The sequence below is a fragment of the Streptomyces sp. NPDC020490 genome, from assembly GCF_044335305.1.
Lineage (GTDB): Bacteria > Actinomycetota > Actinomycetes > Streptomycetales > Streptomycetaceae > Streptomyces.
The window spans coordinates 54,182-79,775 of sequence record NZ_JBIRUY010000034.1; the positions used below are offsets into that span (position 1 = coordinate 54,182).

22 protein-coding genes and 1 pseudogene are annotated in these 25,594 nt (G+C 74.3%); 10 read left to right on the forward strand and 13 right to left on the reverse strand.

Annotated features, from left to right (window positions below):
- Positions 1 to 433 precede the first annotated feature (433 nt).
- The 6 genes and pseudogenes from ACH4ZX_RS30095 to ACH4ZX_RS30120 all read right to left on the reverse strand — a co-directional run bounded on the left by ACH4ZX_RS30095 (position 434) and on the right by ACH4ZX_RS30120 (position 6,032).
- Positions 434 to 1,774 carry a hypothetical protein gene (locus ACH4ZX_RS30095; RefSeq protein ID WP_398279482.1) on the reverse strand — a complete coding sequence of 447 codons (1,341 nt, stop codon included), beginning with the start codon at positions 1,772 to 1,774 and terminating at the stop codon, positions 434 to 436.
- Positions 1,771 to 2,888 (reverse strand): annotated as a pseudogene (locus ACH4ZX_RS30100) (hypothetical protein). Before ACH4ZX_RS30100 ends, ACH4ZX_RS30095 begins: the two are co-directional and overlap by 4 nt.
- Positions 2,885 to 3,712, reverse strand: a complete 828-nt coding sequence (locus tag ACH4ZX_RS30105; RefSeq protein WP_398279485.1) for a hypothetical protein — start codon at positions 3,710 to 3,712, stop codon at positions 2,885 to 2,887. Before ACH4ZX_RS30105 ends, ACH4ZX_RS30100 begins: the two are co-directional and overlap by 4 nt.
- 147 nt (positions 3,713 to 3,859) lie before the next feature.
- Positions 3,860 to 4,564 carry an LPXTG cell wall anchor domain-containing protein gene (locus tag ACH4ZX_RS30110; RefSeq protein WP_398279488.1) on the reverse strand — a complete coding sequence of 235 codons (705 nt, stop codon included), beginning with the start codon at positions 4,562 to 4,564 and terminating at the stop codon, positions 3,860 to 3,862.
- Positions 4,565 to 4,869: 305 nt separating this feature from the next.
- Positions 4,870 to 5,424: an ATP-binding protein gene (locus tag ACH4ZX_RS30115; protein WP_398279491.1), complete on the reverse strand. Its 555-nt coding sequence runs from the start codon at positions 5,422 to 5,424 to the stop codon at positions 4,870 to 4,872.
- Between the two features lie 221 nt (positions 5,425 to 5,645).
- On the reverse strand, positions 5,646 to 6,032 hold the full coding sequence (locus tag ACH4ZX_RS30120; RefSeq protein ID WP_398279494.1) for an STAS domain-containing protein: 387 nt from the start codon (positions 6,030 to 6,032) through the stop codon (positions 5,646 to 5,648).
- 250 nt (positions 6,033 to 6,282) lie between these two features.
- On the opposite strand from ACH4ZX_RS30120, the gene ACH4ZX_RS30125 reads away from it, so the two are divergent.
- Complete coding sequence (locus tag ACH4ZX_RS30125) at positions 6,283 to 7,191, forward strand: RNA polymerase sigma factor SigF (protein ID WP_398279497.1); 909 nt, start codon at positions 6,283 to 6,285, stop codon at positions 7,189 to 7,191.
- A 115-nt stretch (positions 7,192 to 7,306) separates the two neighbouring features.
- On the opposite strand, the gene hutI is transcribed toward ACH4ZX_RS30125, so the two are convergent.
- From hutI to hutU, 4 genes are all read right to left on the reverse strand, one after another.
- The gene (gene hutI / locus ACH4ZX_RS30130; protein WP_398279500.1) at positions 7,307 to 8,494 is read right to left on the reverse strand and encodes an imidazolonepropionase; all 1,188 of its coding nucleotides are present in this window, start codon (positions 8,492 to 8,494) and stop codon (positions 7,307 to 7,309) included.
- Positions 8,491 to 9,858, reverse strand: a complete 1,368-nt coding sequence (locus ACH4ZX_RS30135) for a formimidoylglutamate deiminase (protein ID WP_398279503.1) — start codon at positions 9,856 to 9,858, stop codon at positions 8,491 to 8,493. The genes hutI and ACH4ZX_RS30135 overlap by 4 nt, the downstream gene beginning before the upstream one ends.
- The gene (locus ACH4ZX_RS30140) at positions 9,855 to 11,069 is read right to left on the reverse strand and encodes an allantoate amidohydrolase (protein ID WP_398279616.1); all 1,215 of its coding nucleotides are present in this window, start codon (positions 11,067 to 11,069) and stop codon (positions 9,855 to 9,857) included. The genes ACH4ZX_RS30135 and ACH4ZX_RS30140 overlap by 4 nt, the downstream gene beginning before the upstream one ends.
- Before the next feature lie 194 nt (positions 11,070 to 11,263).
- Positions 11,264 to 12,928 carry a urocanate hydratase gene (gene hutU, locus ACH4ZX_RS30145; protein ID WP_398279506.1) on the reverse strand — a complete coding sequence of 555 codons (1,665 nt, stop codon included), beginning with the start codon at positions 12,926 to 12,928 and terminating at the stop codon, positions 11,264 to 11,266.
- Between the two features lie 137 nt (positions 12,929 to 13,065).
- On the opposite strand from hutU, the gene ACH4ZX_RS30150 reads away from it, so the two are divergent.
- The 5 genes from ACH4ZX_RS30150 to ACH4ZX_RS30170 all read left to right on the forward strand — a co-directional run bounded on the left by ACH4ZX_RS30150 (position 13,066) and on the right by ACH4ZX_RS30170 (position 16,929).
- Complete coding sequence (locus ACH4ZX_RS30150) at positions 13,066 to 14,472, forward strand: diaminopimelate decarboxylase (protein WP_398279619.1); 1,407 nt, start codon at positions 13,066 to 13,068, stop codon at positions 14,470 to 14,472.
- Positions 14,473 to 14,651: 179 nt separating this feature from the next.
- Entirely contained in the window at positions 14,652 to 15,059 is a 408-nt protein-coding gene (locus ACH4ZX_RS30155; protein WP_398279509.1) for a hypothetical protein, read from the forward strand.
- Positions 15,056 to 16,021 (forward strand): hypothetical protein, encoded by a 966-nt coding sequence (locus tag ACH4ZX_RS30160; protein ID WP_398279512.1) that lies wholly within the window; start codon positions 15,056 to 15,058, stop codon positions 16,019 to 16,021. The genes ACH4ZX_RS30155 and ACH4ZX_RS30160 overlap by 4 nt, the downstream gene beginning before the upstream one ends.
- Before the next feature lie 13 nt (positions 16,022 to 16,034).
- Positions 16,035 to 16,535, forward strand: a complete 501-nt coding sequence (locus tag ACH4ZX_RS30165) for a roadblock/LC7 domain-containing protein (RefSeq protein ID WP_398279515.1) — start codon at positions 16,035 to 16,037, stop codon at positions 16,533 to 16,535.
- A 19-nt stretch (positions 16,536 to 16,554) separates the two neighbouring features.
- Positions 16,555 to 16,929: a hypothetical protein gene (locus tag ACH4ZX_RS30170; RefSeq protein WP_324783146.1), complete on the forward strand. Its 375-nt coding sequence runs from the start codon at positions 16,555 to 16,557 to the stop codon at positions 16,927 to 16,929.
- Between the two features lie 11 nt (positions 16,930 to 16,940).
- Here the strand turns inward: ACH4ZX_RS30170 and ACH4ZX_RS30175 are convergent, their stop codons facing one another.
- Positions 16,941 to 17,495: a hypothetical protein gene (locus ACH4ZX_RS30175; protein ID WP_398279622.1), complete on the reverse strand. Its 555-nt coding sequence runs from the start codon at positions 17,493 to 17,495 to the stop codon at positions 16,941 to 16,943.
- Positions 17,496 to 17,635: 140 nt separating this feature from the next.
- Positions 17,636 to 18,526, reverse strand: a complete 891-nt coding sequence (locus ACH4ZX_RS30180) for a MurR/RpiR family transcriptional regulator (RefSeq protein ID WP_398279518.1) — start codon at positions 18,524 to 18,526, stop codon at positions 17,636 to 17,638.
- 184 nt (positions 18,527 to 18,710) lie between these two features.
- Between ACH4ZX_RS30180 and ACH4ZX_RS30185 the strand changes: the two genes are divergently transcribed.
- Entirely contained in the window at positions 18,711 to 19,139 is a 429-nt protein-coding gene (locus ACH4ZX_RS30185) for a hypothetical protein (protein ID WP_398279521.1), read from the forward strand.
- A 431-nt stretch (positions 19,140 to 19,570) separates the two neighbouring features.
- Here ACH4ZX_RS30185 and ACH4ZX_RS30190 read toward each other — a convergent pair whose 3' ends face one another.
- Positions 19,571 to 20,959: a cystathionine beta-synthase gene (locus ACH4ZX_RS30190; protein ID WP_398279524.1), complete on the reverse strand. Its 1,389-nt coding sequence runs from the start codon at positions 20,957 to 20,959 to the stop codon at positions 19,571 to 19,573.
- A 161-nt stretch (positions 20,960 to 21,120) separates the two neighbouring features.
- On the opposite strand from ACH4ZX_RS30190, the gene ACH4ZX_RS30195 reads away from it, so the two are divergent.
- The 3 genes from ACH4ZX_RS30195 (at position 21,121) to ACH4ZX_RS30205 (ending at position 25,563) form a co-directional block, all read left to right on the forward strand.
- Positions 21,121 to 22,158 carry an SGNH/GDSL hydrolase family protein gene (locus tag ACH4ZX_RS30195; protein ID WP_398279527.1) on the forward strand — a complete coding sequence of 346 codons (1,038 nt, stop codon included), beginning with the start codon at positions 21,121 to 21,123 and terminating at the stop codon, positions 22,156 to 22,158.
- Between the two features lie 1,135 nt (positions 22,159 to 23,293).
- Positions 23,294 to 24,514 carry an acetyl-CoA C-acetyltransferase gene (locus ACH4ZX_RS30200; RefSeq protein ID WP_398279530.1) on the forward strand — a complete coding sequence of 407 codons (1,221 nt, stop codon included), beginning with the start codon at positions 23,294 to 23,296 and terminating at the stop codon, positions 24,512 to 24,514.
- A 284-nt stretch (positions 24,515 to 24,798) separates the two neighbouring features.
- Positions 24,799 to 25,563 (forward strand): hypothetical protein, encoded by a 765-nt coding sequence (locus ACH4ZX_RS30205; protein ID WP_398279532.1) that lies wholly within the window; start codon positions 24,799 to 24,801, stop codon positions 25,561 to 25,563.
- Positions 25,564 to 25,594: the final 31 nt, after the last annotated feature.

A 25,594-nucleotide genomic window follows, 5' to 3' on the forward strand; every position in this document is an offset into this window, starting at 1 on the left:
ACCGGCGACAGGTGCAGCGGGTCTCCACCGGCTGCCGCACGGCAGACCCCCCGCCGGCATCTGTGGCGGGCCGCCGCCGACCGGCAGTGGCCCACCGCCGACCGCGCGACGGCACTTCGGCGGCGGCGCGCGACGGCCCGGCACCGCCCGCGGGTCCGGCGGCGCTTGGCCGTCAGCGCGTGCGCCGGCTCCTCTCCGCCGAGCGGTGCGGTGGCGCTTCGCCGTCGCGGTGGGCGGCGGGCCCTTCATCGACAGCCGTGCGGTGGCCTGCCGCCGGCGGCGGCTGTGGCGGGTCACCACCGCCGGCCGTGCAGCGGCGCTTCGTCGTCAGCGCGAGCTGCGGGCCGGCGCCGCCGACCGGTCCGGCGGCCGCTGGGCGGTGCTCCAGGGTCACCGCGTGCGGTGCCGCGGGCCGCGTGGTGGTGTTCCGCCGTCACCGTGTGCGGCGGCCCGGCAGGAAGGTGAACACCGCGCCGCCCAGCAGGACCGCTGTGCCGGCGACCAGGCCCAGGGCTTTCAGGGCGCCGTGGTCGTCCGCGCCCGTCGCCGCGAGTCCGCCGTCCGACGACGCCGAGCCGCCGGTCGCCGACGAACCGCCCGAGCCGCCCGAGGCGCCGTTCGCCTGCTGGGTGGTGTCCAGGGTCAGGGAGACCGCCGTCCTGTCGGGGGTGCACGTCGTGGTGGTGCCGAGGGCCTCGATGGTCAGCACGTCCGGGGAGAGCGTCGACCTGCCGGTCGCACCCGGCTTGTAGGTGCCGGTCAGGTCGGGGATCGCGATCGGGTCGCCCGACTTGATGTCCTCGGCGTTCACCGGTCCCTCCACGTGCACGGTGCCCTTGTCCGCGCCGCCCAGGACCACCTCCATCGACGGCTTGACCGAGCCCTTGGGGATGTCGGCCGGGCTGTTCATCACGGACTTCCCGAACCGCACGGTGAGGTCGAAGGCGCCGCCGTCCTTCTTGGCGTCGATCCGGATCGGCGAGGTCGCCTTCTTCTCCCCGATGGGGGACTGACAGGTGTACGGGATGTCGACCTGCTTGCCGGTGAAGTCGGTCTGCCCGCCCGATCCCGAGCCGGCGGTGTCCGAGCCCGCGCTGTCCCCGCCCGACGCGGAGGCGCTCGGCGTGCCCGTCCCGGACGGCGCCCCGGTGGGCGATCCGGTGGGCGACGCGGTGCCCGGTCCGGTGGGCGACGCGCTGGAGGTGCCGCCGTCGCCCGCCGCCACCTCGATGGTCGCCGCCTTCTGCACCGTCCCGGTAGGTGTGCACACGGTGTTCGTCGACATCGCGTTGACGGTGTACGCGTCCGGCGTCAGCGTCACCTCGCCGGGCGCCGTGAGCTTCAGGGTGCCCTTCATGTCGGACAGCGCCATGGCGCCGCCCTTGGGGATCGCCGGGTTCTTTCGCGGCCCCTGCATGGTGACGTCGGCGGTCTGCGCGCCGGCCGCCCTGAGGGTGCCGGACGGCTGGACGGAGTCCGCGGGCAGGTCGATGATGTCCGGGTTCTTCGACGCGGCCTGCACGAACTTCCACACGATGTCGACGGTGTCGCCCACCTTCGCCGTGGCGGGCGCGGTGATCTCGACCTTCGTGGTGCCGTCGACGGGGTCGATGCCGGCGGGCGGCACGCAGTGCGTCGCGTACGACACCTCCGCGGCCTGCGCGGAACCGGCCGTCAGGCCGAGCAGCGCGCCCGCGCCGCAGAGCACCGTCGCGGCGCCCACGGCACCCGCTCTCAGCCGGCCGGCCGGCGTGACTCTCCTTCGCTCGCTCACGGGGGTCCCTTCCTCCTGGTGGGAGTCGTGTGACTCGTCGGGCTGTCGTCGTGGGGTGCGCCCCCGGATCGGAGTCCGGGGTGAACCACGGCAGGGTCGAAGCGGAGGGTGGCGCCTGTTCCGCCCGCGCGGCGAACCGCGGCAGGCGCTCGGCGAGCCCCGGCAGACGCCGGGCGAGTCCCGGCAGACGCGGGCCGCGTCCCGGCAGACGCGGGCCGCGGTGCCGGACGCCGCGGGCGCGCCGCGGCCGGACCCGGTCCACCAGGGCCATGCCGGCCCGGAACACCGCGGCCGGCACCACCAGGAACACCAGCAGCCAGAACAGGGTCACGCCCCAGGGGCGCCCCACGCCCCAGGGCTGTTCGGCGAGGACCTTCCCGCCGTACTTGAGGGAGACGGTGTAGTCGCCGTGCGCGCCCCCCGTGAGCTCGACGGGCAGTTCGATCCGCGCCCGCTTCCCGGGCCGGATCGTGCCGCGCCACCGCTGGTCCTCCCACTGCGGGGCGAACACGCCGTGCGAGGTGCCAACCTGGAAGACCGGGTCCTTCACCGGGGACGTGCCGACGTTGCCGACGGTGAGCACCAGCGTGCGCGCGGGCGGGGCGCCGAACCAGGTGAGCAGCCCGCTCGAACCGTCGAGCCGGGTGTCGGTGAGGACCGACAGGCGTCCGCCGGCCGGCCGGGCGGGCAGCGGTTCGACGGCGTGCCCGGCCACCTGGAAGACGGCGTCGGCCTGGGCCCGCGCGCCGGTCACGGTGGCCACGTGCACCACGCACGGGCACGGCACCGGCGGCTCGGCGACCGGCAGCTTCCGGCTGAAGGAGCCGTGGGCGTCGGTGGTGACGGCCCGGCCGTCGGCGTTGGCGCAGGAGTTGGTGCCGCCGGGCACGCCGCGCGACGGCACGGCCTGCCCGCAGATCAGCACCATCAGCAGCGCGTGCGCCCACCAGCCGCTGCCGCGGACGGTGACCGAGCCGCCGGTGCCCGCCTGGGACGTCGACAGCTCGACGGCCGGCCCGTCGGCGGCCACCGCCGTGCCCGCCGCCGTCGGCAGCAGTGGCAGCAGCAGGGCGAGCACCGCCGCCAGCGCCGCGATCCGCACCGCGCGCTTCACGTCCCGGCTCCCGTCGGCTCGGCCTCCACCGGCGGGGACGCGGGCGCGGCGCCACCCGGACGGCGCGTACGACGCAGTACGGCGAACAGGGCGCCCGCGGCCGCCACCGCCCCGGCGGCCCCCGGCACCGCGCCCCGGGGCACGAAACGGGCCCGCGTCGCCGCGCTGCCGCGCGCCCCGCCCGCCGCCGTCACCGTCAGCCGCACGTCGACCGCGTCCAGCGCCGGGCGGCCGGGCCAGGGCTCGGTGAGTCGCAGGCGGCGGCCGGGCGGCAGCCGGACGGGCAGGCTGCGCGGGGGCCTGTCCAGGACCGCGCCGAACAGGCCGTCGGCGTGCACGGCGAGCCGGGGCGCCAGGACGGTCGTGCCGCGGTTGACCAGCTCGTAGGCGATGCCGTCGGCGCGTACGGTCACGTGCTCGACGGTCAGCGCGGACAGGGCGGGCCCGCCGGCCCTCAGCCGCAGCGGCACCGACCGGGAGCGGCCGTCGGCGTCACGGGCGACGATCTCGCCGGCCCGGTCGCCGGAGGCGGTCACGGTGAAGGGCACCTCCGCCCGGGTGCGGGCCGGGACCCGGACCCGGGCGGCGGCGAAGACGACGTGGACGCCGCTGCCGTACAGCCGCACGGTGACCGCCCGCCCGCCGCGGTTCGTCACGGACACCGTGTCCCGCAGGACCGTCCCCGCGGGGCCCTCGGCGTAGAAGGCGGGGCGGGAGCCGCCGGCGGGCGCGAGGGACCAGCCGTCGGCCGCGGCGGCCGCCGGGGCGGCGGTCAGCAGGAGCAGGGCGGGCAGGCACAGGGCGACACGGGCGGCGGACGGCATCGGCGGCTCCAGCGGGAAGGCGCGGCGGCCTCGTTCGTACGACCTCGTTCGTACGGCTTCGTTCGGGCGGCTTCGTTCGGGCGGCTTCGTTCGGGCGGCTTCGTTCGGGCGGCTTCGTTCGGGCGGCTTCGTTCGGGCGGTCAGGGGTCAGCGGCGCGCCGTCTGGTGGCGCCGGGTCAGCCACAGCGCGCCCGCGGCGCCGGTGAGCAGCACGGTGCCGCCGAGCGTGCCGAGGGCGATCGCCGAGTCCTCGGGGCCGGTCTGCGGGAGGCTGTCGCCGGTGCCGGCGCCGCTCTGGGCGCCGCCGCCGCTCTGCGTGCCCCCGGAGGAGCCGCCGCCGCCCGCTGCCGTCACGTCGAGGGTCAGCGACGGTCCCGGGTCGTTCGAGGGGGTGCAGGTGGTGGTCGTGCCGAGCGCCTTGATGGTCAGCACGCCCGCGGTGAAGGTGACCTTGCCGGTCTTCTTCGGGGTGTACGTGCCCGACAGGTCACTGATCTTGATGGGCGTGTTGGCGGGGATGGCGGCCTGGTTGGCGGGGCCGGTGACGGACAGGGTGCCGCTGTCGGCGCCGCCCAGCTCGATGGTGGCGCTCGGGTTCATCGCGCCCTTGCCCAGTTCGACCGGGCTGGAGGAGACGCCCTTCTGCCACGACATGGTGATCCGGTAGCCGCTGCCGCTCTTGACGCCCTTCATGTCGATGGGCGAGACGGCGCTCTTGTCGCCGATCGGCGTCTTGCACCGGTAGTCGACGTCGACGACCTCGGCATGGGCTGCGGGGGCGGCCATCAGCACCGCCGAGCCGGCCAGGGCCGCGGCGGACGCGAGCGCGGCGGTTCGTTTCCGGTACGACACGGTTCCGCTCCCTTTCCTGTCTCCTGACGCTTCCTGACGGCACATCAGATCGGGCCGTCAAGGTACGCCCGGGGCCGGAAGAGGGGAAGACACGGTACGGGCCGGAGTTGTGCGGATCCGGCGTGCGTACGGGGGAGTTGACGATCGGCCGGCGCCCCGCCTCCGGGGCCGGCCTCGGCGACAGTCGCACACCGGGCGGACGGGCACGGGCACCCGACCGGGACCGGAATCGGCGTGCGCGCCGGGGCAGGGGGCGGCGTGACCCGCACGCCGTACGTCTGGGCAGCGGCCTGCCCAGGGCGGGCTCAGGCCGGTGCGCCGAGCTCCGCCCAGACGGTCTTGCCCGCCGCTCCCTGCGTGCGTACGACCCCCCAGTCCAGGCACAGCCGCTGCACGATGAACATGCCGTGGCCGCCGGGGCGGCCCGCGCGGTGCGGGTTGCGCGGGGCCGGCTGGCCCCCGCCGCGGTCGGAGACCTCCACGCGGATCACCTTGTTGTCACAGGTGATGCCCAGCTCGTCCGGCCCCTCGGCGTGCAGGCAGGCGTTGGTGACCAGTTCGGAGACGACGAGCAGGACGTCCTCGGCGGCGGCCCGCCGGTCGGCGGTGGCGGCGGGCAGCCATCCCCACGCGTACAGCGCCTGCCGGGTGAAGTCGCGGGCGAGCGGCACGACCCCGCTCTCGCCGTCGAAACTCAGTCTGCGGACCTGGCGCCCCCCGGACGATGCGGATGCCGCCGACGACGCGGCCGCGTCCCCGCCGGACGCCCCGGTCACGGGCGCGCCCCCCTCGGACGCCCCGGAAGCGCCGCTGGGCTCCGGGCCGCGGTCGCCCGGCGAGCAAGGCCGGGTGGTGCTCATCAGCGCTTCACCTCACCGATTCACCAGTTCATCATTCAGGAGTCAGTACGTGGCCGGGCGGCGGATGCGCCGCTCTGCCTGCCGACAATGTTTCAGGATGTCTCCTGCCCGACCGGACCGGTGGAACACCCCTCGTTTCGGCACGGAAGGCGTGACGCCCGGAAAGTGCCGGTCGTGCAGGGGCGCCCCGAGCCCGACACCGGACTGAACGCCCGGCCGGGTCAGCCCGCCTCGTCGGCCTCGTCGGCGAGGGCCGCCTCCAGCGTGTCATGGATGGCGAACACCGCGTCCGCCCCCGTGATCTCGAAAACCCGTGCCACCACGGGCAGCATCCCCGCGAGGTGCACCCCGCCGCCCGCCGCCTCGGCTTTCAGCCGCGCGCCGAGCAGCACGTTCAGCCCGGTGGAGTCGCAGAACTCCAGCCGTGAGCAGTCCACGACCAACCGCTTGTGTCCCTTGTCGAGGCAGTCCTCGAGCGGCTCACGCAACAGATCGGCCGTGTGGTGGTCCAACTCGCCCGCCGGGGTCACGACGGCACTGGAGCCCTCTTCCCGAACCTCCACCAGTAGCCGGCCAGACTGTGCGCTGCCGACCGTCCCGCGGTCCATGCCGTCTCTCTCTCCCGACGTCGAGGCTGCTGACTGACGCCCTCGAACACTACGCCTTCTCCACACTCTCCGACACCCGAACAACCCCAAGCAAACGGACATATCCCGACGTAGCGCACTTGCGAGGGGCTCGGGGAAGCGGGTAGGGCTAGATAAACACGCAACCGACACGGCCGGCTTTGGAGGCGCCGCACACCGCAGTGCAGGTACTGGCTTCGGCAGCCAAATGCCGAGAACGATGGAGGACACCATGTCACCCCGGCTCGACGCATCGCGTTCCCGTCAGGAGACGCCGGCCCCCATTCCGGAACCTCTGGATCCCGCGGAGGACGACGACGCGGACGCTGCCGCCGGGCTTGCCGGGCTCCCGGAGATCCCCCCGTACGACGAGGTGGGACCGGTCGACGCCCGCGCCCTCTCCAAGACCCTCTTCGAGCGGCTGGAATCCCTCGAGGAAGGCACCCACGAGTACGCCTACGTCCGCAACACCCTCGTGGAGCTGAATCTCGCCCTGGTCAAGTTCGCCGCCTCCCGGTTCCGCTCCCGCAGCGAGCCGATGGAGGACATCGTCCAGGTCGGCACCATCGGCCTGATCAAGGCGATCGACCGCTTCGAGCTCTCGCGCGGAGTCGAGTTCCCCACGTTCGCGATGCCGACCATCGTCGGCGAGATCAAACGATTCTTCCGCGACACGTCGTGGTCCGTGCGTGTCCCGCGCCGGCTCCAGGAGCTGCGGCTCGACCTGGCCAAGGCCGGTGACGAGCTGGCCCAGCAGCTGGACCGCGCGCCGACGGTGGCGGAGCTGGCCGAACGCCTCGGCATCTCCAACGACGAGGTCGTCGAGGGCATGGCGGCGTCGAACGCGTACACCGCCTCCTCGCTGGACGCCCAGCCGGAGGAGGACGACGCGGAGGGCGCGCTCGCGGACCGCATCGGCTACGAGGACCACGGCATCGAGGGCATCGAGTACGTCGAGTCGCTGAAGCCGCTGATCGCCGGGCTGCCCCCGCGTGACCGGAAGATCCTCTCCCTGCGCTTCGTGGCGGGCATGACCCAGTCGGAGATCGGCGAGGAGCTGGGCATCTCGCAGATGCACGTGTCCAGGCTGCTGTCACGGACGCTGGTGCGGCTGCGCAAGGGGCTGACCGTCGAGGAGTGACGCCCGCGCTCATGGACGGCCGCTCCCGGACGACGCCCTTCACGGGCGGTCCGTCCGGGAGCGGCCGTCGGGCAGCGGCCGTCCAGCGGCGGCCGTCGGGCAGCGGCCCGCCCGGTCAGTGGAGGCGCGTGCCCCGCCGCCAGACGCCGGTGACCAGCGGGACGCCGGGACGGTAGGCCAAGTGGACGTGGCTCGGCGCGTCGAGGACGATCAGGTCCGCGTACGCGCCCGGCCGGAGGCGGCCGATGTCGTCCCGGCGCAGGGCCGCCGCCCCGCCCGCCGTGGCGGACCACACCGCCTCGTCCGGCGTCATCCGCATGTCCCGCACGGCGAGCGCGACGCAGAACGGCATCGACGAGGTGAACGACGAGCCCGGGTTGCAGTCCGTCGACAGCGCGACGGTGGCCCCGGCGTCCAGCAGGCGCCGGGCGTCCGGCCACTCGGCGCGGGTGGAGAACTCCGCGCCGGGCAGCAGGGTGGCCACGGTGTCGCCGTGCGCGAGGGCGTCGACGTCGGCGTCGGTGAGGTGGGTGCAGTGGTCGGCGCTGGCCGCGCCCAGCTCGACGGCCAGCTGCACGCCGGGGCCGTGCGACAACTGGTTCGCGTGGACGCGCGGACGCAGGCCCCTGGCCCGGCCGGCGGTGAGGACAGCGCGGGCCTGGTCGCCGTCGAAGGCGCCCTTCTCGCAGAAGACGTCGATCCAGCCGGCGTGCGGCGCGCAGGCGTCGAGCATCTCGCCGGTGACGAGGTCGACGTAGCCGGCCGGGTCGTCGGCGTGCTCCTCGGGGACGACGTGGGCGCCGAGGTAGGTGACCTCCTCGGTGTGGCGGGCGGCGATGCGCAGGGAGCGGGCCTCGTCGGCGACGGTCAGGCCGTAGCCGGACTTGGTCTCCATGGTGGTCGTGCCCTGGCGCAGGGCCTCGGCGAGGTAGCGCGTGAGGTTGGCCTCCAGCTCCTCGTCGCTCGCGGCGCGGGTGGCGGCGACGGTGGTGCGGATGCCGCCCGCGCGGTAGGCCCGGCCGGACATGCGGGCGTTGAACTCCCGGGTCCGGTCCCCCGCGAAGACCAGGTGGGAGTGCGAGTCGACGAAGCCGGGGAGGACCGCCCGGCCCTCGGCGTCGACCCGGTTGTCAGTGGCGGGTGCTTTGCTTGACTCACCGGTCCACACGACACGGTCGCCCTCGATGACGAGCGCCGCGTCCTGGACCAGTCCGAGGGGAGATCCGTCACCGAGGGAGGGGTCGTTGGTGATCAGCGTGGCGATGTTGACGATGGCTGTGCTACTGGCTGTGCTGCTGCTCATGGCGTCCTCGGTGATGGTGGGGTTCCCTCGCGCAGAGCCGCGACGGCCCGGGCGAGAGCCTGCGGCACGTCCGGCACGAGGGTGTGCGCCCCGTCGCGCACGATGTGCCGGCCCGCGACGACCGTGTGCCGTACGTCGGCCGCCGTCGCGGCGAATACGGCGGTCTCGGCGCCGAGCCGGGGCAGCGTGCCGGCCGTCCTGACGGAGTCCAGCGCGATCGTCGTGAAGTCGGCGAGCGCGCCCTGTTCGATCCGGCCGGCCCCGTCCCAGCCGAGCGCGGCGTGACCGTCGGCGGAGGCGGCGCGCAGCAGGGCGGCGGCCGTCCAGTGGCCGCGGGTGCGGGTGCGCAGCCGTTCGTCCAGTTCCATGGCGCGCGCCTCTTCCAGCAGGTCGACGACGGCATGGCTGTCGGAGCCGAGGCTGAGCGGGGAGCCTGCGGCCTGCAGCGCGGCGGCGGGTCCGATGCCGTCCGCGAGGTCCCGCTCGGTGGTCGGGCACATGCAGGTGCCGGTGGAGCTGCCGCCGATCAGGGCGATGTCCTCGTCGGTGAGGTGCGTGTTGTGGACGCCGGTGGTGCGCCGGCCGAGGACGCCGTGGTCGGCGAGCAGCCGGGTGGGCGTGCAGCCGTGGGCGGCCAGGCAGGCGTCGTTCTCGGCGGTCTGCTCGGACAGGTGCACGTGCAGCGGGGCGCGCCGCTGCTCGGCCCACCGCGCCACGGTCGCCAGCTGGCCCGCGGGCACGGCCCGCACGGAGTGGATCGCCGCTCCGATCCGCGCATGATCGCGTTCCTTGAGAACTGAACAGCGTTCGGCCCAGGCGTCGGCGTGTCCGTCGGAGAAGCGCAGCTGGTGGGCGCCTGGCGGCTCGCCGAAGCCGGAGGAGAAGTAGGCGGTGTCGAGGAGGGTGATGCGGATGCCGGCCTCGGCGGCGGCCGCGATCAGCGCCTCGCCCATCGCGTTGGGGTCGGCGTAGGGCGTGCCGCCGGGGGCGTGATGCACGTAGTGGAACTCGCCGACAGCCGTGATCCCGGCCAGCGCCATCTCGGCGTACACGGCGCGGGCGAGGGCGTGGTAGGTGTCCGGGGTCAGCCGGTCGGCGGTCGCGTACATGATCTCGCGCCAGGTCCAGAAGGTGCCGGAGCCGACCTGGACGGTGGAGCGCAGGGCACGGTGGAAGGCGTGGCTGTGCGCGTTGGCGAGGCCGGGCAGGGTCAGGCCGCGCAGGATCGCGGCGCCCGGCGGCGGGGCGGGCGTGTCCCTGCGGACGGCGGTGACGCGGCCGTCCGCGACCTCGACGGCGACCCCCGGCTCGACGTGGGTGCCGAGCCAGGCGTGCTCCAGCCAGTACGTGTGGGTCGCCGTCACCTGCAGGCCAGTCCTTCCAGTACGTCGGCGAGCGCGAGCACCCCGGCCGCGCAGTCGTCCTCGGCCGCGGACTCGGCCGGGGAGTGCGAGACGCCGGTGGGGTTGCGCACGAACAGCATGGCGGTCGGAATGCTCCCGGCGAGGATCCCGGCGTCGTGTCCTGCTCCGGTACCCAGCACGGGCACATTCAGCCGACCGCTCTCCCGGTTCCCGGCTCCCAGAATGCGGGCGATCTCGTCGCGCAGGACGTTGTCGAACTCGACGACCGGCGTGAAGGACTCGCGGACGACGTCGAGGTCGACGCCGTGTTCCCGGGCGTGGTCGCGGGCCGCGGCCTCCACGGCCGCGACCACGGTGTCCAGGCCGTCCTGGTCGGCGGCGCGGGAGTCGAGCCAGCCGCGCACCAGGGACGGCACGGCGTTGACGCCGTTCGGCTCGACCGCGACCTTGCCGAAGGTGGCGACGGCGCCGGCCAGCCGGGCCTCGCGCCGGGCGGCGAGCACGGCCTCGGCGTACGGCAGCATCGGGTCGCGGCGGTCCGCCAGCCGGGTGGTGCCCGCGTGGTTGGCCTCGCCCCGGAAGTCGAACCGCCAGCGTCCGTGCGGCCAGATGGAACTCGCGATGCCGACGGCGTCACCGGACAGGTCCAGGGCCCGGCCCTGCTCGACGTGCAGTTCGACGAACGCGCCGATGCGGGCGAGCCGTTCCGGGTCCGGCCCGATGGCCTCGGGGTCGTAACCGGCGGCCTCCATGGCCCGGGGCAGCGTGACGCCGTCGGCGTCGGTCAGCAGGTGCGCCTGCCGGGCGGTGAGCTTCCCGGAGGTCAGCCGTGAGCCGACGCAGGCGAGCCCGAACCGGGCGCCCTCCTCGTCGCCGAAGTTGACGACGGCCACGGGCTTGGCGAACCGCGCTCCCCTGCCGCGCAGTTCGTCCAGGGCGGCGAAGGCCGACACGACGCCCAGGGGGCCGTCGAAGGCGCCTCCGTCGGGCACGGAGTCCAGATGCGACCCGGTGACAACGGCGTCCCCCCGGGCCGGATCGCCCAGCCAGGCCCACTGGTTGCCGTTGCGGTCGACCTCGTGGGTCAGTCCGCGCGCCTCCGCCTGCTCCCGGAACCAGGCCCGGCACTCGGCGTCGGCGCCGGTCCAGGCGAACCGGCGGTAGCCGCCGGACTCGGGGTGCCGGCCGACGGGGCGCAGCCGGTCCCACATCTCGTGGAAGGAGTCGCCGGCCGCAACGGGCCGCACGGCGGCCCCCGGCACGTCGGCCGGTGCGTCGGCCGATACGTCAACCGGTGCGTCGGCCGGTGCGGGCGGCGACGGAACCCCGGCTCCCGCCGACGGGGCGCCGGTCCCGCCCGCGTGCCTGTCCGCGCCCTCGTACCGGCTCACGCCCTCGTTCCGCTTCACGCCTCGTCACCCTCGCGCATCGGGATGCGCACGCCGCGTTCCTGGGCGACCGACTCCGCGATGTCGTAGCCCGCGTCCACGTGCCGGACGACGCCCATGCCGGGGTCGTTGGTGAGCACACGGCGGATCTTCTCCCCGGCCAGCGGCGTGCCGTCGGCCACCGTCACCTGCCCGGCGTGGATCGACCGGCCCATGCCGACGCCGCCGCCGTGGTGGATGGACACCCAGGAGGCTCCCGAGGCCACGTTGACCATGGCGTTCAGCAGCGGCCAGTCGGCGATCGCGTCGGACCCGTCGAGCATCGCCTCGGTCTCCCGGTAGGGGGAGGCCACCGAGCCGCAGTCGAGGTGGTCGCGCCCGATGACGACCGGCGCGGCCAGTTCCCCGCTCGCCACCATGTCGTTGAAGCGCTCGCCGGCCTTGTCCCGCTCGCCGTAGCCGAGCCAGCAGATACGGGCGGGCAGGCCCTGGAAGTGGACCCGCTCCCCCGCCATCCGGATCCACCGGGCGAGGGACTCGTTCTCGGGGAAGAGCTCCAGGATCGCCCGGTCGGTCTTGGCGATGTCGGCCGGGTCGCCCGACAGCGCGGCCCACCGGAACGGGCCCTTGCCCTCGCAGAACAGCGGGCGGATGTAGGCGGGGACGAAGCCGGGGAAGGCGAACGCCCGGTCGTACCCGGCGAGTTTCGCCTCACCGCGGATGGAGTTGCCGTAGTCGAAGACCTCGGCGCCGGCGTCCATGAAGCCGACCATGGCCTCCACGTGCCGGGCCATCGACTCGCGGGCGCGGGTGGTGAACCCGGCCGGGTCCTTGGCGGCGGCCTCGGCCATGTCCTCGAAGGCGACACCGAGCGGCAGGTAGGACAGCGGGTCGTGGGCCGAGGTCTGGTCGGTGACGATGTCGACGGGGGCGCCCATGGCGAGGAGCTGCGGGACGAGTTCGGCGGCGTTGCCCAGGACGCCGATGGACAGCGGGCGGCGGGCGTCACGGGCCTCGACGGCCAGCTGGAGGGCGTGGTCGAGGGAGTCGGCCCGCACGTCGAGGTAGCGGTGCTCGATGCGGCGCTCGATGGCGCGCGGGTCGCAGTCGACGCAGATCGCCACGCCGTCGTTCATGGTGACGGCGAGCGGCTGGGCGCCGCCCATGCCGCCGAGCCCGGCGGTGAGGGTGATCGTCCCGGCGAGGGTGCCGCCGAACCTCTTCGCGGCGACGGCGGCGAACGTCTCGTAGGTGCCCTGGAGGATGCCCTGGGTGCCGATGTAGATCCAGGAGCCGGCGGTCATCTGGCCGTACATGGTCAGGCCGAGGGCCTCCAGCCGGCGGAACTCCTCCCAGGTGGCCCAGTCGCCGACCAGGTTGGAGTTGGCGATGAGGACGCGCGGGGCCCACTCGTGGGTCTGCATGACGCCGACCGGGCGGCCGGACTGGACGAGCATGGTCTCGTCCTGCTTGAGGGTCTTCAGCGTGCGGACCATCGCGTCGAAGGAGCGCCAGTCGCGGGCCGCCTTGCCGGTGCCGCCGTAGACGACGAGCTTGTCGGGGTGCTCGGCGACCTCGGGGTCGAGGTTGTTCTGCAGCATCCGCAGGGCGGCTTCCTGCTGCCAGCCCAGCGCGCTCAGGTCCGTACCGCGCGGCGCTTTTACGGGGCGGGGTCCTGACATGGTGTGCCTCCTGGCGGATCGCTGCCGACGGTTTTTTTGCTCTCGCTATTCACATCCTCACTTTCTGAATAGAACTAGTCAATACGTCCGTGGGCGAGCGCGCCCGGGGCCGCGGGTGTTTCGCTGGACCCATGGCCATGGGTGACCACGGGACGGGGGACGCGGTGGACGGGAACGACAGGGGTGACGGCCTTCACGAGGACCGGGCCGCCCGGCGCGACGAGGCCGTGCGGGCCGCCGTGGAACAGGGGCTGCTCGGGCCCGCCACCCCCATCGTCGGCCTTCTGGACGTCACGGGCATCCGGGAGTCGGCGGCGCGGCTGCGGGCCGCGTTCGAGGCGGTCGTCGCCCCCGGCACGCCGGTGCTGCACGCCTTCGCCGTGAAGGCGACCCCGCTGGTGCCGGTGCTGCGGCTGCTGCACGAGGAGGGCATCGGCGCGGAGGTGGCGAGCCCGGGCGAGCTGGCACTCGCTCAGGCGGCCGGGGTGCCGCCCGGGCGGACGGTCCTCGACTCGCCCGCCAAGACGCCGGCCGAGCTGCGCGAGGCGCTGGAGCTGGGGATCGCGGTGAACGCCGACAATCCGCAGGAGCTGGCGCGCATCGACGGCCTGATCGGGTCCGCCGCCGGCCGCTCACCGCTCGGGCTCCGGGTGAACCCGCAGGTCGGCGGGGGCGCCATCGAGGCGCTGTCGACGGCCACCGAGACCTCGAAGTTCGGGGTGGCGCTGCGCGACGAGGGGGCGCGCGCCTGGGTGGTGCGGGCGTACGCCGAGCGGCCGTGGCTGACCCGGCTGCACGCGCACACCGGTTCGCAGGGCGTCCCGCTGCCGCTGATGGCGCGGGGCGTGGCCGAGACGTACGCGCTCGCCGAGGAGATCAACCGGCGTGTCGGACGGCGGCAGGTCGACACGATCGACATCGGCGGCGGGCTGCCGGTGAACTTCTCCTCGGACGCGACGACACCGACGTACGCGCAGTACGCGCGGCTGCTGCGGGAGACGGTGCCGGGGCTGTTCGACGGGCGGTACGGGCTGGTCACCGAGTTCGGGCGGTCGCTGCTGGCCAAGCACGGCACGGTGGTGGCGCGGGTGGAGTACGCCAAGAGCGCCGGCGGGCGGCCGGTCGCGGTGACGCACGCGGGCGTGCAGGTGGCGACGCGGACGGTGTACGTGCCGGGGGCGTGGCCGCTGCGCGTCGCCGCGTACGACGCCGAGGGGCGGCCGAAGCAGGGGCCGCCGGTCGTGCAGGACGTCGCCGGCCCGGCGTGCTTCGCGGGCGACCTGCTCGCCGAGGCCCGCCCGCTCCCGCTGCTCGAACAGGGCGACCACGTGGCGGCGCTGGACACCGGCGCGTACTACTTCGCGCACCACTACGCCTACAACTCCCTGGTCCGGCCCGCGATCCACGGCTTCGCCCCGGACGGCCGCGGCGGCGTCGCCTTCGCGACCGTGCGCGAGGAGCAGAGCCTGGCCGAGGTGGTCGCCGAGTCGGGAGGGGCGCACGCCGGTTCGCTCACCACCCTGGGCGCTCCCAGTCGCCGTTGACGCATGCCCGCGGCTCTGCAGTCCCCTTGTTCTCCGCGGTTTTCGCGACCTGGAAAGCCGTCCCACCCTAGTGGTCCGGAGCATGTTCCGCCGGAAAATGCCGGAAGGCTCACCCGTCGCGCACACGTTGCGTAGTTTCGGCGTCACTCAGCCGAACCCCAGGCGGGAGGGGAGCCACGGTGCCCGGAATCGACGAGTGCCTGCTGGAAGCCATGCGACTGCCCGGTGCCCGGGGCGCCGCACTGGTCGACTGGATCAGCGGGCTTGCCCTGGGCACCGTGGGCGAGTCGCCGGGGGGCGATCACGAGACGGCCGCCGCCGAGGCCGCCGAGATCGCCCGCCTCGCCGCGGAGCAGCGCGTCTTCGCGCCCGCCGACGATCCCGACGGCGCCGCGGGCGCGGACGTCGATCCGCCGGTCGAGGATCTGATCCTCAGCAACCGGGACAGCTACCACGTGCTGCGGTTCGTGGGGACGTCCTTCGACGGCAGCGTGGTCCTGCACCTGTGGCTGGCCCGCGCGGAGGGCAACCTGGCGCTGGCCCGCATCCGGCTGGGCGAGATGGCCGAACGGCTGGTGCTGGCATGACCGTCGTCGGGACGACCGAACCCCCGAGACTGCCCGTGCGGCACTGGGCGGAGGCACGCGAGCGCGGCCGGGGCGGGGTCTCCCCCATGCTGACCCGGCTCGCCGCCGAGCGGGCCACCGGCGTCCTGGTCCGCGAGCGCGGCACGCTCCACCTCGCCGAGGGCCTGGTGGTGGACGCCGAGAGCCCGGCGGCGCCCGGACTGGACGTCCTGCTCACCGCCCACGGCACGGTCGCCGCGGGCACCTGGCGGCAGGCGCTCGCCGCGGCCGACGGCGACCGTCTGCACACCGCCCGCGCGCTGGCCGACAGCGGCCGGCTCCCCTTCGGCACGCTGGAGATGTGCCACCTGGCCGCCCTGTACGACGCGGCGTTCTTCGCCCTGGCGCCCAGCAGCACCCCCGGCCGGTTCCGCTACGGCGACGCCGGCCGGCCCGTGGCCGTACGCCCCGTCCCCGTGGAGGCCGTGGAGCACGAGACCCTGCGCCGCCGCGACCTGCTGCACCGCATCTGGCCGGACCCGCGCACGGACGACGTCCCGCTGCTGCGCACCGGCCTCGCCGCGGCCCCCGCGCTCACCCGCCGCCAGCGGGTGGTACTGGACCGAGTGAACGGCGTCCGCACGGCCACGGACATCGCCCGGGAGCTCGGCCGGCCGGCCTTCCACACGCTGGTGGACGTACGGCGGCTGACCGCGGCCGGAGTCGTGCGCGGCCCCACCACCGGCCGCGGTCCCTCCCCCGCGACCGGCACCGGCCGCCGTCCCGCACCCGCGGCCGGCACCGCTCCCGCCCCCGGCCGCGGTCCCGCCCGCGTGACCGGCACCGCTCCCGCCCCCGGCCACGGTCCCGCCCGCGGCGGCGACCCGCCCCCCGACCTCGCCGGCCCGCTGCCGGCGCACTTGTCGACCGACCCCCATATCACCTTGCTGAAGAGGCTCAGGGATGCGCTGGAGGCCCTTTGAGAGGAGACCCCGGATGGCTGCCGACCCAGACATCCTCGACGAGTTGCGCCGCCTGCGGGCCCGAGTGCCCCAGCTCACCGGCGCCCTGGCGACCGGCGTCGACGGCGTCGTCCTCGCCCAGGACACCCCCGGTGTGGCACCGGAGGGCGTGGCCGTGCTGATCACGAGCGCGCACGGCCTCGCCGTGAAGCTGGCGGACGCGACGGGGCAGGGCGACTTCCGCGAACTGCTGGTGCGCGGCGGGTACGGCTACGTCGCCACGTACACGGCCGGCCCCAGCGCCGTGCTGACCCTGCTCGCCCAGGACCGCGTCAACGTCGGCCGCCTGCTGCTGGAGGGCCGCCGCGCCGGCGCCCGCATCGGCGAACTCCTCGAGGAGCGCCGGGCGGGCACGGCGCCCGCGAGGCAGGCCAGGGCCGCGAAACCCGCCGCCAAGGGTGCCGGCGCCCGGACCGGAACCGCGCGCGCCCCGCGCCCGACCACCACCGACCCCGTTACCGACACGCACAGTTGAACCGAGAGGAACCACAGTCATGGCCAACACCGAGACCGCGCTGAAGGAAGCGCTCGCCTCCATCGAGGGCGCGACCGGCGTCGCGCTCGTCGACTACACCAGCGGCATGGCACTCGGCACGATGGGCGGCGGCAAGAGCTTCGACCTCAACGTCGCCGCCGCCGGCAACACCGATGTCGTCCGCGCCAAGATGCGCACGATGGAGCACCTGGGGCTCAAGGGCCAGATAGAGGACATCCTGATCACGCTGTCCGACCAGTACCACCTGATCCGCCTGCTCAGCGGCCGCGGCGGCAACGGCCTCTTCCTCTACCTGGTGCTCGACGGCAAGCGGGCCAACCTGGCGATGGCCCGCCACCAGCTGAAGAGGATCGAGGAGGAGCTGGAGGTCTGACCTCCCGCCCCTCAGACGAGCGCCGCGGTGCGGCGCCGCGCCCCGCCCGGGGCCGCGTCGCCCGCCGCGATGCCCGTGCTGCGGTACCCCTTGACCGCCTTGCCGGCCGGGCGGCCGCCGTTCGCGGCGAGCCAGTCGACCCGCACCCACAGCAGGGCGTCCCCGGCCCTCTCCAGCCGCCCGAGCCAGGCCGCCTTCAGCCGCAGCCCGGCGCCGCACCCGGCGAGCAGCATGCCGCCCGCGGCGGGCACCGCGAAGGACCCGCCGAGCGCGGCGGCGAAGCCGAGCAGCAGCCACCAGCGGTGTCCGCGGCGCCAGTTGCGCACGCTCACCGCACGGTCCTGCAGCACGTCGTGCCTGCCGGCGCGGACGGCGGAGCGGGCGAGTCCGGCGTAGCGCTTGCGCCGGGCGCACACCACCACGGCCGCCGCGACGATGAACAGCGCCGCCCCGGCCATGACGCCGATCCGGCGGCCGGTCAGCCCCGGCACCAGCAGCCCGGCGCCCGCCGAGAACACTCCGAGCCACCACAGGGGCGCCGCCCCCGCGCGTACGACGACGGCCACCCGAGCCAGGCCGTACGCCCGACGATCTCCGCGTGCCACGTTCACCCTCCTCGTCGTCCAGGCACAGTGCTTGTCCGGCGGGCAGATTAGCGAGCGAAGGTGAGACGAGTCTGAGGAACGCCGCGTCCGGCCGCGCCCGTCTACTCCACGAACAGGCCCCGGGTCGCCGCGCGCGCGTCGAACTCCTCCAGGCGGGCCTGCGCCTCGGGCAGGTCGTCGCACATCGCCTCCAGCAGGACCCGGCCCAGCAGCATCGGCGCGCAGGCGGTGTCGAAGGCGAGGCCGGTGCCGACGGGGGCCGGCAGCAGCAGGTCGGACACCTTGGCGACCGGCGCGAAAGCCGAGTCGGCGACGGTGACGACGGTCAGCCCGGCCTCCCTGGCGAACGTCAGCGTGTCCACGACCTCGCGCGGATGCCGGGGCAGGGCGAAGCACAGCAGCGCGCCGGCCCCGGCGCGCACGGCCGCCTCGATGCGGTCCTGGATCATCGTGCCGCCCTCGTTGAGCAGCCGGACGTCCGGATGGACCTTGGCGGCGAAGTAGGCGAAGCCGTGGGCCTGGGAGGCGGCGGCCCGCAGGCCGAGGACGGGCAGGGGCCGCGAGGCTGCCAGGATCCGCCCGGCCCGCTGCACGGGCCGCGGGTCGGCCAGCACCTCGGCGAGGTGCCGGAGGTTCTCGATCTCGGCCTCCACGGCCTGCTGGTAGGCGTTGTACGGCCCCGCCTCGGCGGCCGGCTCGGCGGGCGCGACCTCGCGCAGGTGCCGGCGCAGTGCCGGGTAGCCGTCGAAGCCGAGGGCGACGGCGAAACGGGTCACGGACGGCTGGCTGACCCCGGCCAGCTCGGCCAGCTCCACGCTGGACAGGAACGGGACGTCGGCGGCCCGCCGGACCATGCTGTGCGCGATGCGCCGCTGCGTCGGCGTCAGCCGGTGCCCCTCGAACAGCGCCTGCAGCCGTGCGGCCGGGCTGTCGGCCGCTCCGGCGGCCGGTGCGGCCAAGCTGTCGGCCACCCCCGTGGTCCGTGCGCTCATGCCCCGCTCCCTCCAGAGATCGACCGGCCCACCCTATTCAGATAGTAAGAACCCTGCATGACCCTATGCAGGGCGACCGGTGGACCCCCACCCCGACAGGGGGGCTATCCCCAGTGCGGCGGGCGTGCCGCCTGCCTACCGTGGATCCCGTCGACGGGTAGGTCGGCGGGAAGAGGAGACGGGGATGGACGCGCGCGACACCGAACTCAAGAAGGAACTCGACGCCACCCTGCAGGCCCGCAGGGAACTGGGCGAGGAGTACGAGTCCGCGCTGGTCGACTCGTTCCTGGAGAAGGTCGACCAGCGTATCGACGGGGCCGTCGAGCGACGGGTGCGCCGGCAGCTGGCCGAGCAGCAGATGGTGGTGGCGCGGGGCGCCCGGACGCCGAGGCCCACCGACTCCTGGGGGGAGCGGTTCGGCTTCGGCATCGTCACGCTGGTGCTGGCGATCCCGCTGTCCGCCATCGGCGGCGGCATCGCCCACCTGCCCGGCCTGCTCGTCGCCTGGGCCGGGATCGTCGGCGTCAACGCCTTCCAGGCCGCGCGCGCCAACCCCCACCTCTTCGGCCGCCGCCGCAGGGGCGCCGAGGACGGCGGCGACTGGGAGGAGTGAGCGCCCGCGCCCGCCGGGCAGGAGCGCCGGGCAGGAACGCCGAGCGGGACGCGCGTAGAAGAGGTGTGCGCGGGGACCGCCGCACCCCCGTTGCCGGGGGGCGGGACGACGGCGGTCCCCGCGAGGGACGCGGGCCGGGTCAGGCCGGGCTGCGCGTCCGTGGCGTCCATGGAGGTCCGGGAGCCGCTCCGGAGGTCCTTGGACGTTCGGCGCCGGCCGGGGCGGGGAGCCGCTCCCGCCCTGCCGACACCCACCAATGTGCCGGACGCGTGTTAAGCGGGTGCTGCGCGGACGTGACGCGCTCGTACCACTTTCACGAAGTCCACGAAGGTGGTTGATCACCGCAAGTTCGGCGCCCGCACCCGCCGTTCACCGGACGTTTGCCGCCGCTTGCCGTTCTTCCGCTTCTCGTTCTTCCGCTTCCCGTTCCTCTACTTCCCGTTCTTCGCGAGGAAGGCCAGCAGGTCCTGTCGGCTGACCACACCGGTCGGCTTGCCCTCGACGAGGACGATCGCCGCGTCCGCCTCGCCGAGCACGGCCATCAGGTCGGCGACCGGCTCACCGGAGCCGACCTGCGGCAGCGGCGCGGACATGTGCTTCTCCAGCGGGTCGTCGAGGGAGGCCCGCTTGGTGAACAGTGCGTCGAGCAGTTCCCGTTCGACGACGGAGCCGACGACCTCGGCGGCCATCACGTCCGGGTGACCGGCGCCCGGCTTCACGATCGGCATCTGCGAGACGCCGTACTCGCGCAGGACCTCGATGGCCTGGCCGACGGTCTCGTCCGGGTGCATGTGGACCAGGGAAGGGATGGCGCCGTGCTCCTTGTCGCTGAGCACGTCGCCGACGCGGGCGCTCGGGCCCTCGTCCTCCAGGAAGCCGTAGTCGGCCATCCACTCGTCGTTGAAGATCTTGCTGAGGTAGCCGCGGCCGCTGTCCGGCAGCAGCACCACGACCACGTCGTCCGGTCCGAGCCGCTCGGCGACCCGCAGCGCCGCCACGACCGCCATGCCGCAGGAGCCGCCGACGAGCAGGCCCTCCTCCCGGGCCAGGCGCCGGGTCATCTGGAAGGAGTCCTTGTCCGACACGGCGATGATCTCGTCGGCGACGGTCCGGTCGTACGCGGACGGCCAGAAGTCCTCACCGACGCCCTCGACGAGGTACGGCCGTCCCGAGCCGCCGGAGTACACCGAGCCCTCGGGGTCGGCGCCGATGACCTTCACCCGGCCGTCGCTGACGTCCTTCAGGTAGCGCCCGGTGCCGGAGATGGTGCCGCCGGTGCCGACGCCCGCCACGAAGTGGGTGATCTTCCCCTCCGTCTGCTCCCACAGCTCGGGGCCGGTGGAGTGGTAGTGGGAGAGGGCGTTGTTGGGGTTGGAGTACTGGTCGGGCTTCCAGGCTCCGGGGGTCTCCCGCACCAGCCGGTCGGAGACGTTGTAGTAGGAGTCAGGGTGCTCGGGAGCCACCGCGGTGGGGCACACGACGACCTCGGCGCCGTAGGCCCGCAGGACGTTGATCTTGTCGGTGCTCACCTTGTCGGGGCACACGAAGATGCACTTGTACCCCTTCTGCTGCGCCACGATCGCCAGCCCGACACCGGTGTTCCCGCTGGTCGGCTCGACGATCGTGCCGCCCGGCTTGAGCTCGCCGCTCTGCTCGGCCGCCTCGATCATGCGCAGGGCGATGCGGTCCTTCACGGAGCCGCCCGGGTTGAAGTACTCGACCTTGGCCAGGACGGTCGCCTTGATGCCCTTGGTCACGCTGTTGAGCCTCACCAGCGGGGTGTTGCCGACGAGGCTGATCATCGAGTCGTGGAAATGCACCGTTGTCTCCGGATGCTGCAAAAGAGGTGGTCGTGGTGGTCCCGCCAGCCTATGGCCTGGCAGGGGACCACGGCGGTCGTTCACTCCCCGTCGGGATTGGCCCACAGCCCGTACGGGGCAAGGAGTGGGTGTACGGCTTCTCGAGGAGGTGGCGGCGAGGCATGACGAGCATGTCGAGGGCGAGGGTGGCCCGGCGGATCGCGGCCGGCGCCGCGTACGGCGGTGGCGGGATCGGACTGGCCGGCGCGGCGGCCGTCGGGCTGCTGCTGGCCGAGATGCAGTTGGCCAGGCGGCACGTGGGCAACGGTACGAGCGGCCGCGTCCCGGTGGCGGACGGCCTGTACGGCACCGCGTACACCGTCCCCGACGAACCTCCCCTGCGGCTGACCATGCTCGGCGACTCCACGGCCGCGGGGCAGGGCGTCCACCGCGCCGGGCAGACCCCGGGCGCGCTGCTGGCGTCGGGCCTGTCGGCGGTGGCGGAACGCCCGGTGCGGCTGCACAACGTGGCCCTGCCCGGCGCCTGCTCCGACGACCTCGACCGCCAGGTGTCGCTGGTGCTGTCCGACCCCGCCCGGGTACCGGACGTCTGCGTGATCATGATCGGCGCGAACGACGTGACCCACCGCATGCCGCCGACCCGCTCGGTCCGCCATCTCGCCTGTGCGATACGGCGGCTGCGCACGGCCGGCGCGGAGGTGGTGGTCGGCACCTGTCCCGACCTCGGCACCATCGAGCCGGTGCAGCAGCCGCTGCGCTGGCTGGCCCGCCGGACCTCACGCCAGCTGGCCGCCGCCCAGACCATCGGGGTCGTCGAGCAGGGCGGCCGGACGGTGTCGCTGGGCGACCTGCTGGGCCCCGAGTTCGAGGCCAACCCGCGCGAGCTTTTCGGCCCCGACAACTACCACCCCTCGGCGGAGGGTTACGCGACCGCCGCGATGGCCGTCCTGCCGACGGTGTGCGCGGCGCTGGGCCTGTGGCCGGCCGAGGAGGAACGCCCGGACGCCTTCCGCCACGAGGGCTTCCTGCCGGTGGCGCGGGCCGCCGCGGAGGCCGCCTCGGACGCCGGTACGGAGGTCACGGCGGCCCTCCCCAGCGGTCCCCGCGGCCGCCCCTGGGCACTCCTCAAGCGCCGCAAGCGCCGCCGCCTGACCGAACCGGAACCCACCACCACCCCCACCACCCCGACCGGAGTCTGACCCCACCGCCCACCCGCGACCGCCCGGGCAGCCGCCGACCACCGACACCCGACCGCCCCCGCCCCGAACACCGACAGCCAGGCACCCGCACCCGCCACCCCCGGGGCGTGCGCCGCAGCCCACTGCGCCCGGGGCGTACCCGCAACCAACCCGACACACCCGGGCGTGAGCCGCAGCCCGCCGCCCCGGGCCGTACGCCGCAACCCGAACGCACCACGGGCACCGGCCCCGCCCGGTCCCGCCGCGCAGCCACACCTGAACGGCCCGCCGGGCCCAACGGCGGCCGGCCCACCCGGCACCCGAAGACGGCGCGGGCCCACCCGGACGCGCCGCGGGCGTGCGCCGCGAGGCCGCACACGCAGGCAGCGGGCCGCCGAGTGGCATACGCCGGCCGGGCCCCACCGGCAGCCGGCCACACCCGCCGACCCGCCCGGCGCACAAGGACAGGCACGAGCCCACCCGACACGCCCCCGCGCCTCGGCACCCTCACACACCGGGGACACCAGCCCCCACCCCGCCCCGCCGCACAACCACAGCCCACCCACGCGAGCGGCCATACACCGGCCCCATCCGCAGCCGGCCACACCCGCCGACCCACCCGGCACCCGAAGACGGCGCGGGCCCACCCGGACGCGCCGCGGTGTGCGCGGCACGCCCGCGCACACCACGGGTAGCGGGCCGCCCCCGATCCGCCCGGGCAGCCGCCCGCCCGAGCGGCCATGCGCCGGGCCCCCGGCGGCCGGGCACACCCGCCGGTCCGCCCGGCGCGCAAGGGGGCGCGAGCCCGCGCGATGGGCGCCGGGGAGCCGGCGCGAGCCGCGGCTGGACGGGTCGGGGCGCGGGCGCAGGCCCGCGTGACCGGCCCGGGGAGGCAGGCGGGGGCCGCCCCTGCCTGGCCGGATCAGGCGAGCAGGAGCCGGTGCTAGCGGGCGCCGGTGCTAGCGGGCGCCGACGCGCCCGGGGGCGGCGCCGTGCCGGCGCGGGCCGGGGCCGGTGCGTTCGGGGGGTGAGCGGGTGGGCACAAAGCAAGCGCTTAGAAAATTGCGGCCAGGGTCACACCACCGACGGCGTGACCGGGACCATACGTACGGGTAACTTCCCAGACAGCCCTGCCGCACCTTCTTCTGGAGCCGTGATGCCCGAAGCCGTGATCGTCTCGACCGCCCGCTCCCCCATCGGCCGCGCCTTCAAGGGCTCCCTGAAGGACCTGCGCCCCGACGACCTGACCGCCACCATCATCCAGGCCGCCCTCGCCAAGGTCCCCGAGCTGGACCCCAGGGACATCGACGACCTGATGCTCGGCTGCGGTCTGCCCGGCGGTGAGCAGGGCAACAACCTCGGCCGGATCGTCGCCGTGCAGATGGGCATGGACCACCTGCCGGGCTGCACGATCACCCGTTACTGCTCCTCGTCGCTGCAGACCAGCCGCATGGCCCTGCACGCGATCAAGGCCGGCGAGGGCGACGTCTTCATCTCGGCCGGCGTCGAGACGGTCTCCCGTTTCGCCAAGGGCAACTCCGACAGCCTCCCGGACACCCACAACCCCTTCTTCGCCGAGGCCGAGGCCCGCACCGCCGCCGTGGCCGAGCAGGAGGGCACCACCTGGCACGACCCGCGCGAGGACGGCCTGGTCCCGGACGCCTACATCGCGATGGGCCAGACGGCGGAGAACCTCGCCCGCCTCAAGGGCGTCACCCGCCAGGACATGGACGAGTTCGGCGTCCGCTCGCAGAACCTCGCCGAGGAGGCCATCAAGAACGGCTTCTGGGAGCGCGAGATCACCCCGGTCACCCTCCCCGACGGCACGGTCGTCTCCAAGGACGACGGCCCGCGCGCCGGCGTCACCATGGAGGGCGTCGCCGGGCTGAAGCCGGTCTTCCGCCCCGACGGCATGGTCACCGCCGGCAACTGCTGCCCGCTGAACGACGGCGCCGCCGCGGTGATCGTCATGAGCGACACCAAGGCGCGCGAGCTCGGCCTGACCCCGCTCGCCCGCATCGTCTCGACCGGCGTCTCCGGCCTCTCCCCGGAGATCATGGGCCTCGGCCCGGTGGAGGCCTCGCAGCAGGCCCTGCGGCGGGCCGGCCTGACCATCGACGACATCGACCTGGTCGAGATCAACGAGGCGTTCGCCGCCCAGGTGATCCCCTCCTACCGCGACCTGGGCATCCCGCTGGAGAAGCTGAACGTCAACGGCGGCGCCATCGCCGTCGGCCACCCCTTCGGCATGACCGGCGCCCGCATCACCGGCACGCTCATCAACTCCCTCCAGTTCCACGACAAGCAGTTCGGTCTGGAGACGATGTGCGTCGGCGGCGGCCAGGGCATGGCGATGGTCATCGAGCGCCTCAGCTGAGCCCCCGGTGGGTCCCGCTGCGTGACCGCCGCGGGACCCACCGTGAGCTTCCGGCCCGGAGTTCGGGAAGCACCTGAACTCCGGGCCGTTTTGTGATCCAATCTCCCCCAGGATGTGACCTATCTCCCTTACGGAGACAACGACCCAGGTCAGCGCCACCGCACCAGCGAACCCCAGACCCACTTCCCCGCCCGTTTCGTGACGTTACGCACTGACAGGCGGTTCGTCCGCCCTTCAAGCTGTTGTAGGAAGTCGGGGGTCGACTTTGAACCGGGAGTACGTCAGTGAGCGCCATGCCGATCGCTTTGCTGCTCACCACGGCCGCCACAGGCGCCGTGGGCGTCGCCGTCCTGCGCACCCTCGTGGTGCTGCGCCGTGAGGTCGCGGCCCTGCACACCGACCTCGTGGAGCACCGCGCGGCACGCGGTCTGGTGCCCGCCGCGCGTCCGTCCGCCGAGGCCGACGAGATACGCGCCGCCGTGGCCGAGGCGCTCGCCGAGGAACGCGAGCGGGAACTGGCCGAGGCGCGCGCCTTCTGGGCCGCCCAGGAGGCCCGTGACGCCTCCGAGGCGCCCTCGCTGCTGGGCCTGCCCGACAGCGAGCTGTTCCTCCCCCGCCAGACGGACTTCGTGGGCCTCGAGCCGGTCAGCGAGCAGGCCGCCGACACCGACGAGTCGCCGGAACTGGCCGCGGCCCGCCGCCGGCACCCCTCCCACCCCGACTTCGTCCCGGTGCAGTCACCGGCCGGGAACGACCATGAGCGCACCGTGGCCACCCTCGAGGAACTGGCCGCCTCCCGCGTCGAACTGGCCGACGTCCGCCCGGGCCCGCTCGGCACCCTCGACGTCTACGTCTTCGCCGACGGCACCACCCTGTGCATGACTCCGGGCCACCGCGAGACGGCGGAGCGCCTGGCCGCGGCCCTGCGCTCCGGCCAGACGCCGGTGCTGCTGGGCGGTTCCGGTGTCTCCGGCGCCTACACGCTGACGTTCGCCTGCGGCGAGGAGAACGTCTACATCCTGGCCGACCGGGTCATCGCGTCCCTCTAGGACACCTCACCAGGACGCCCCGGCAGGATCT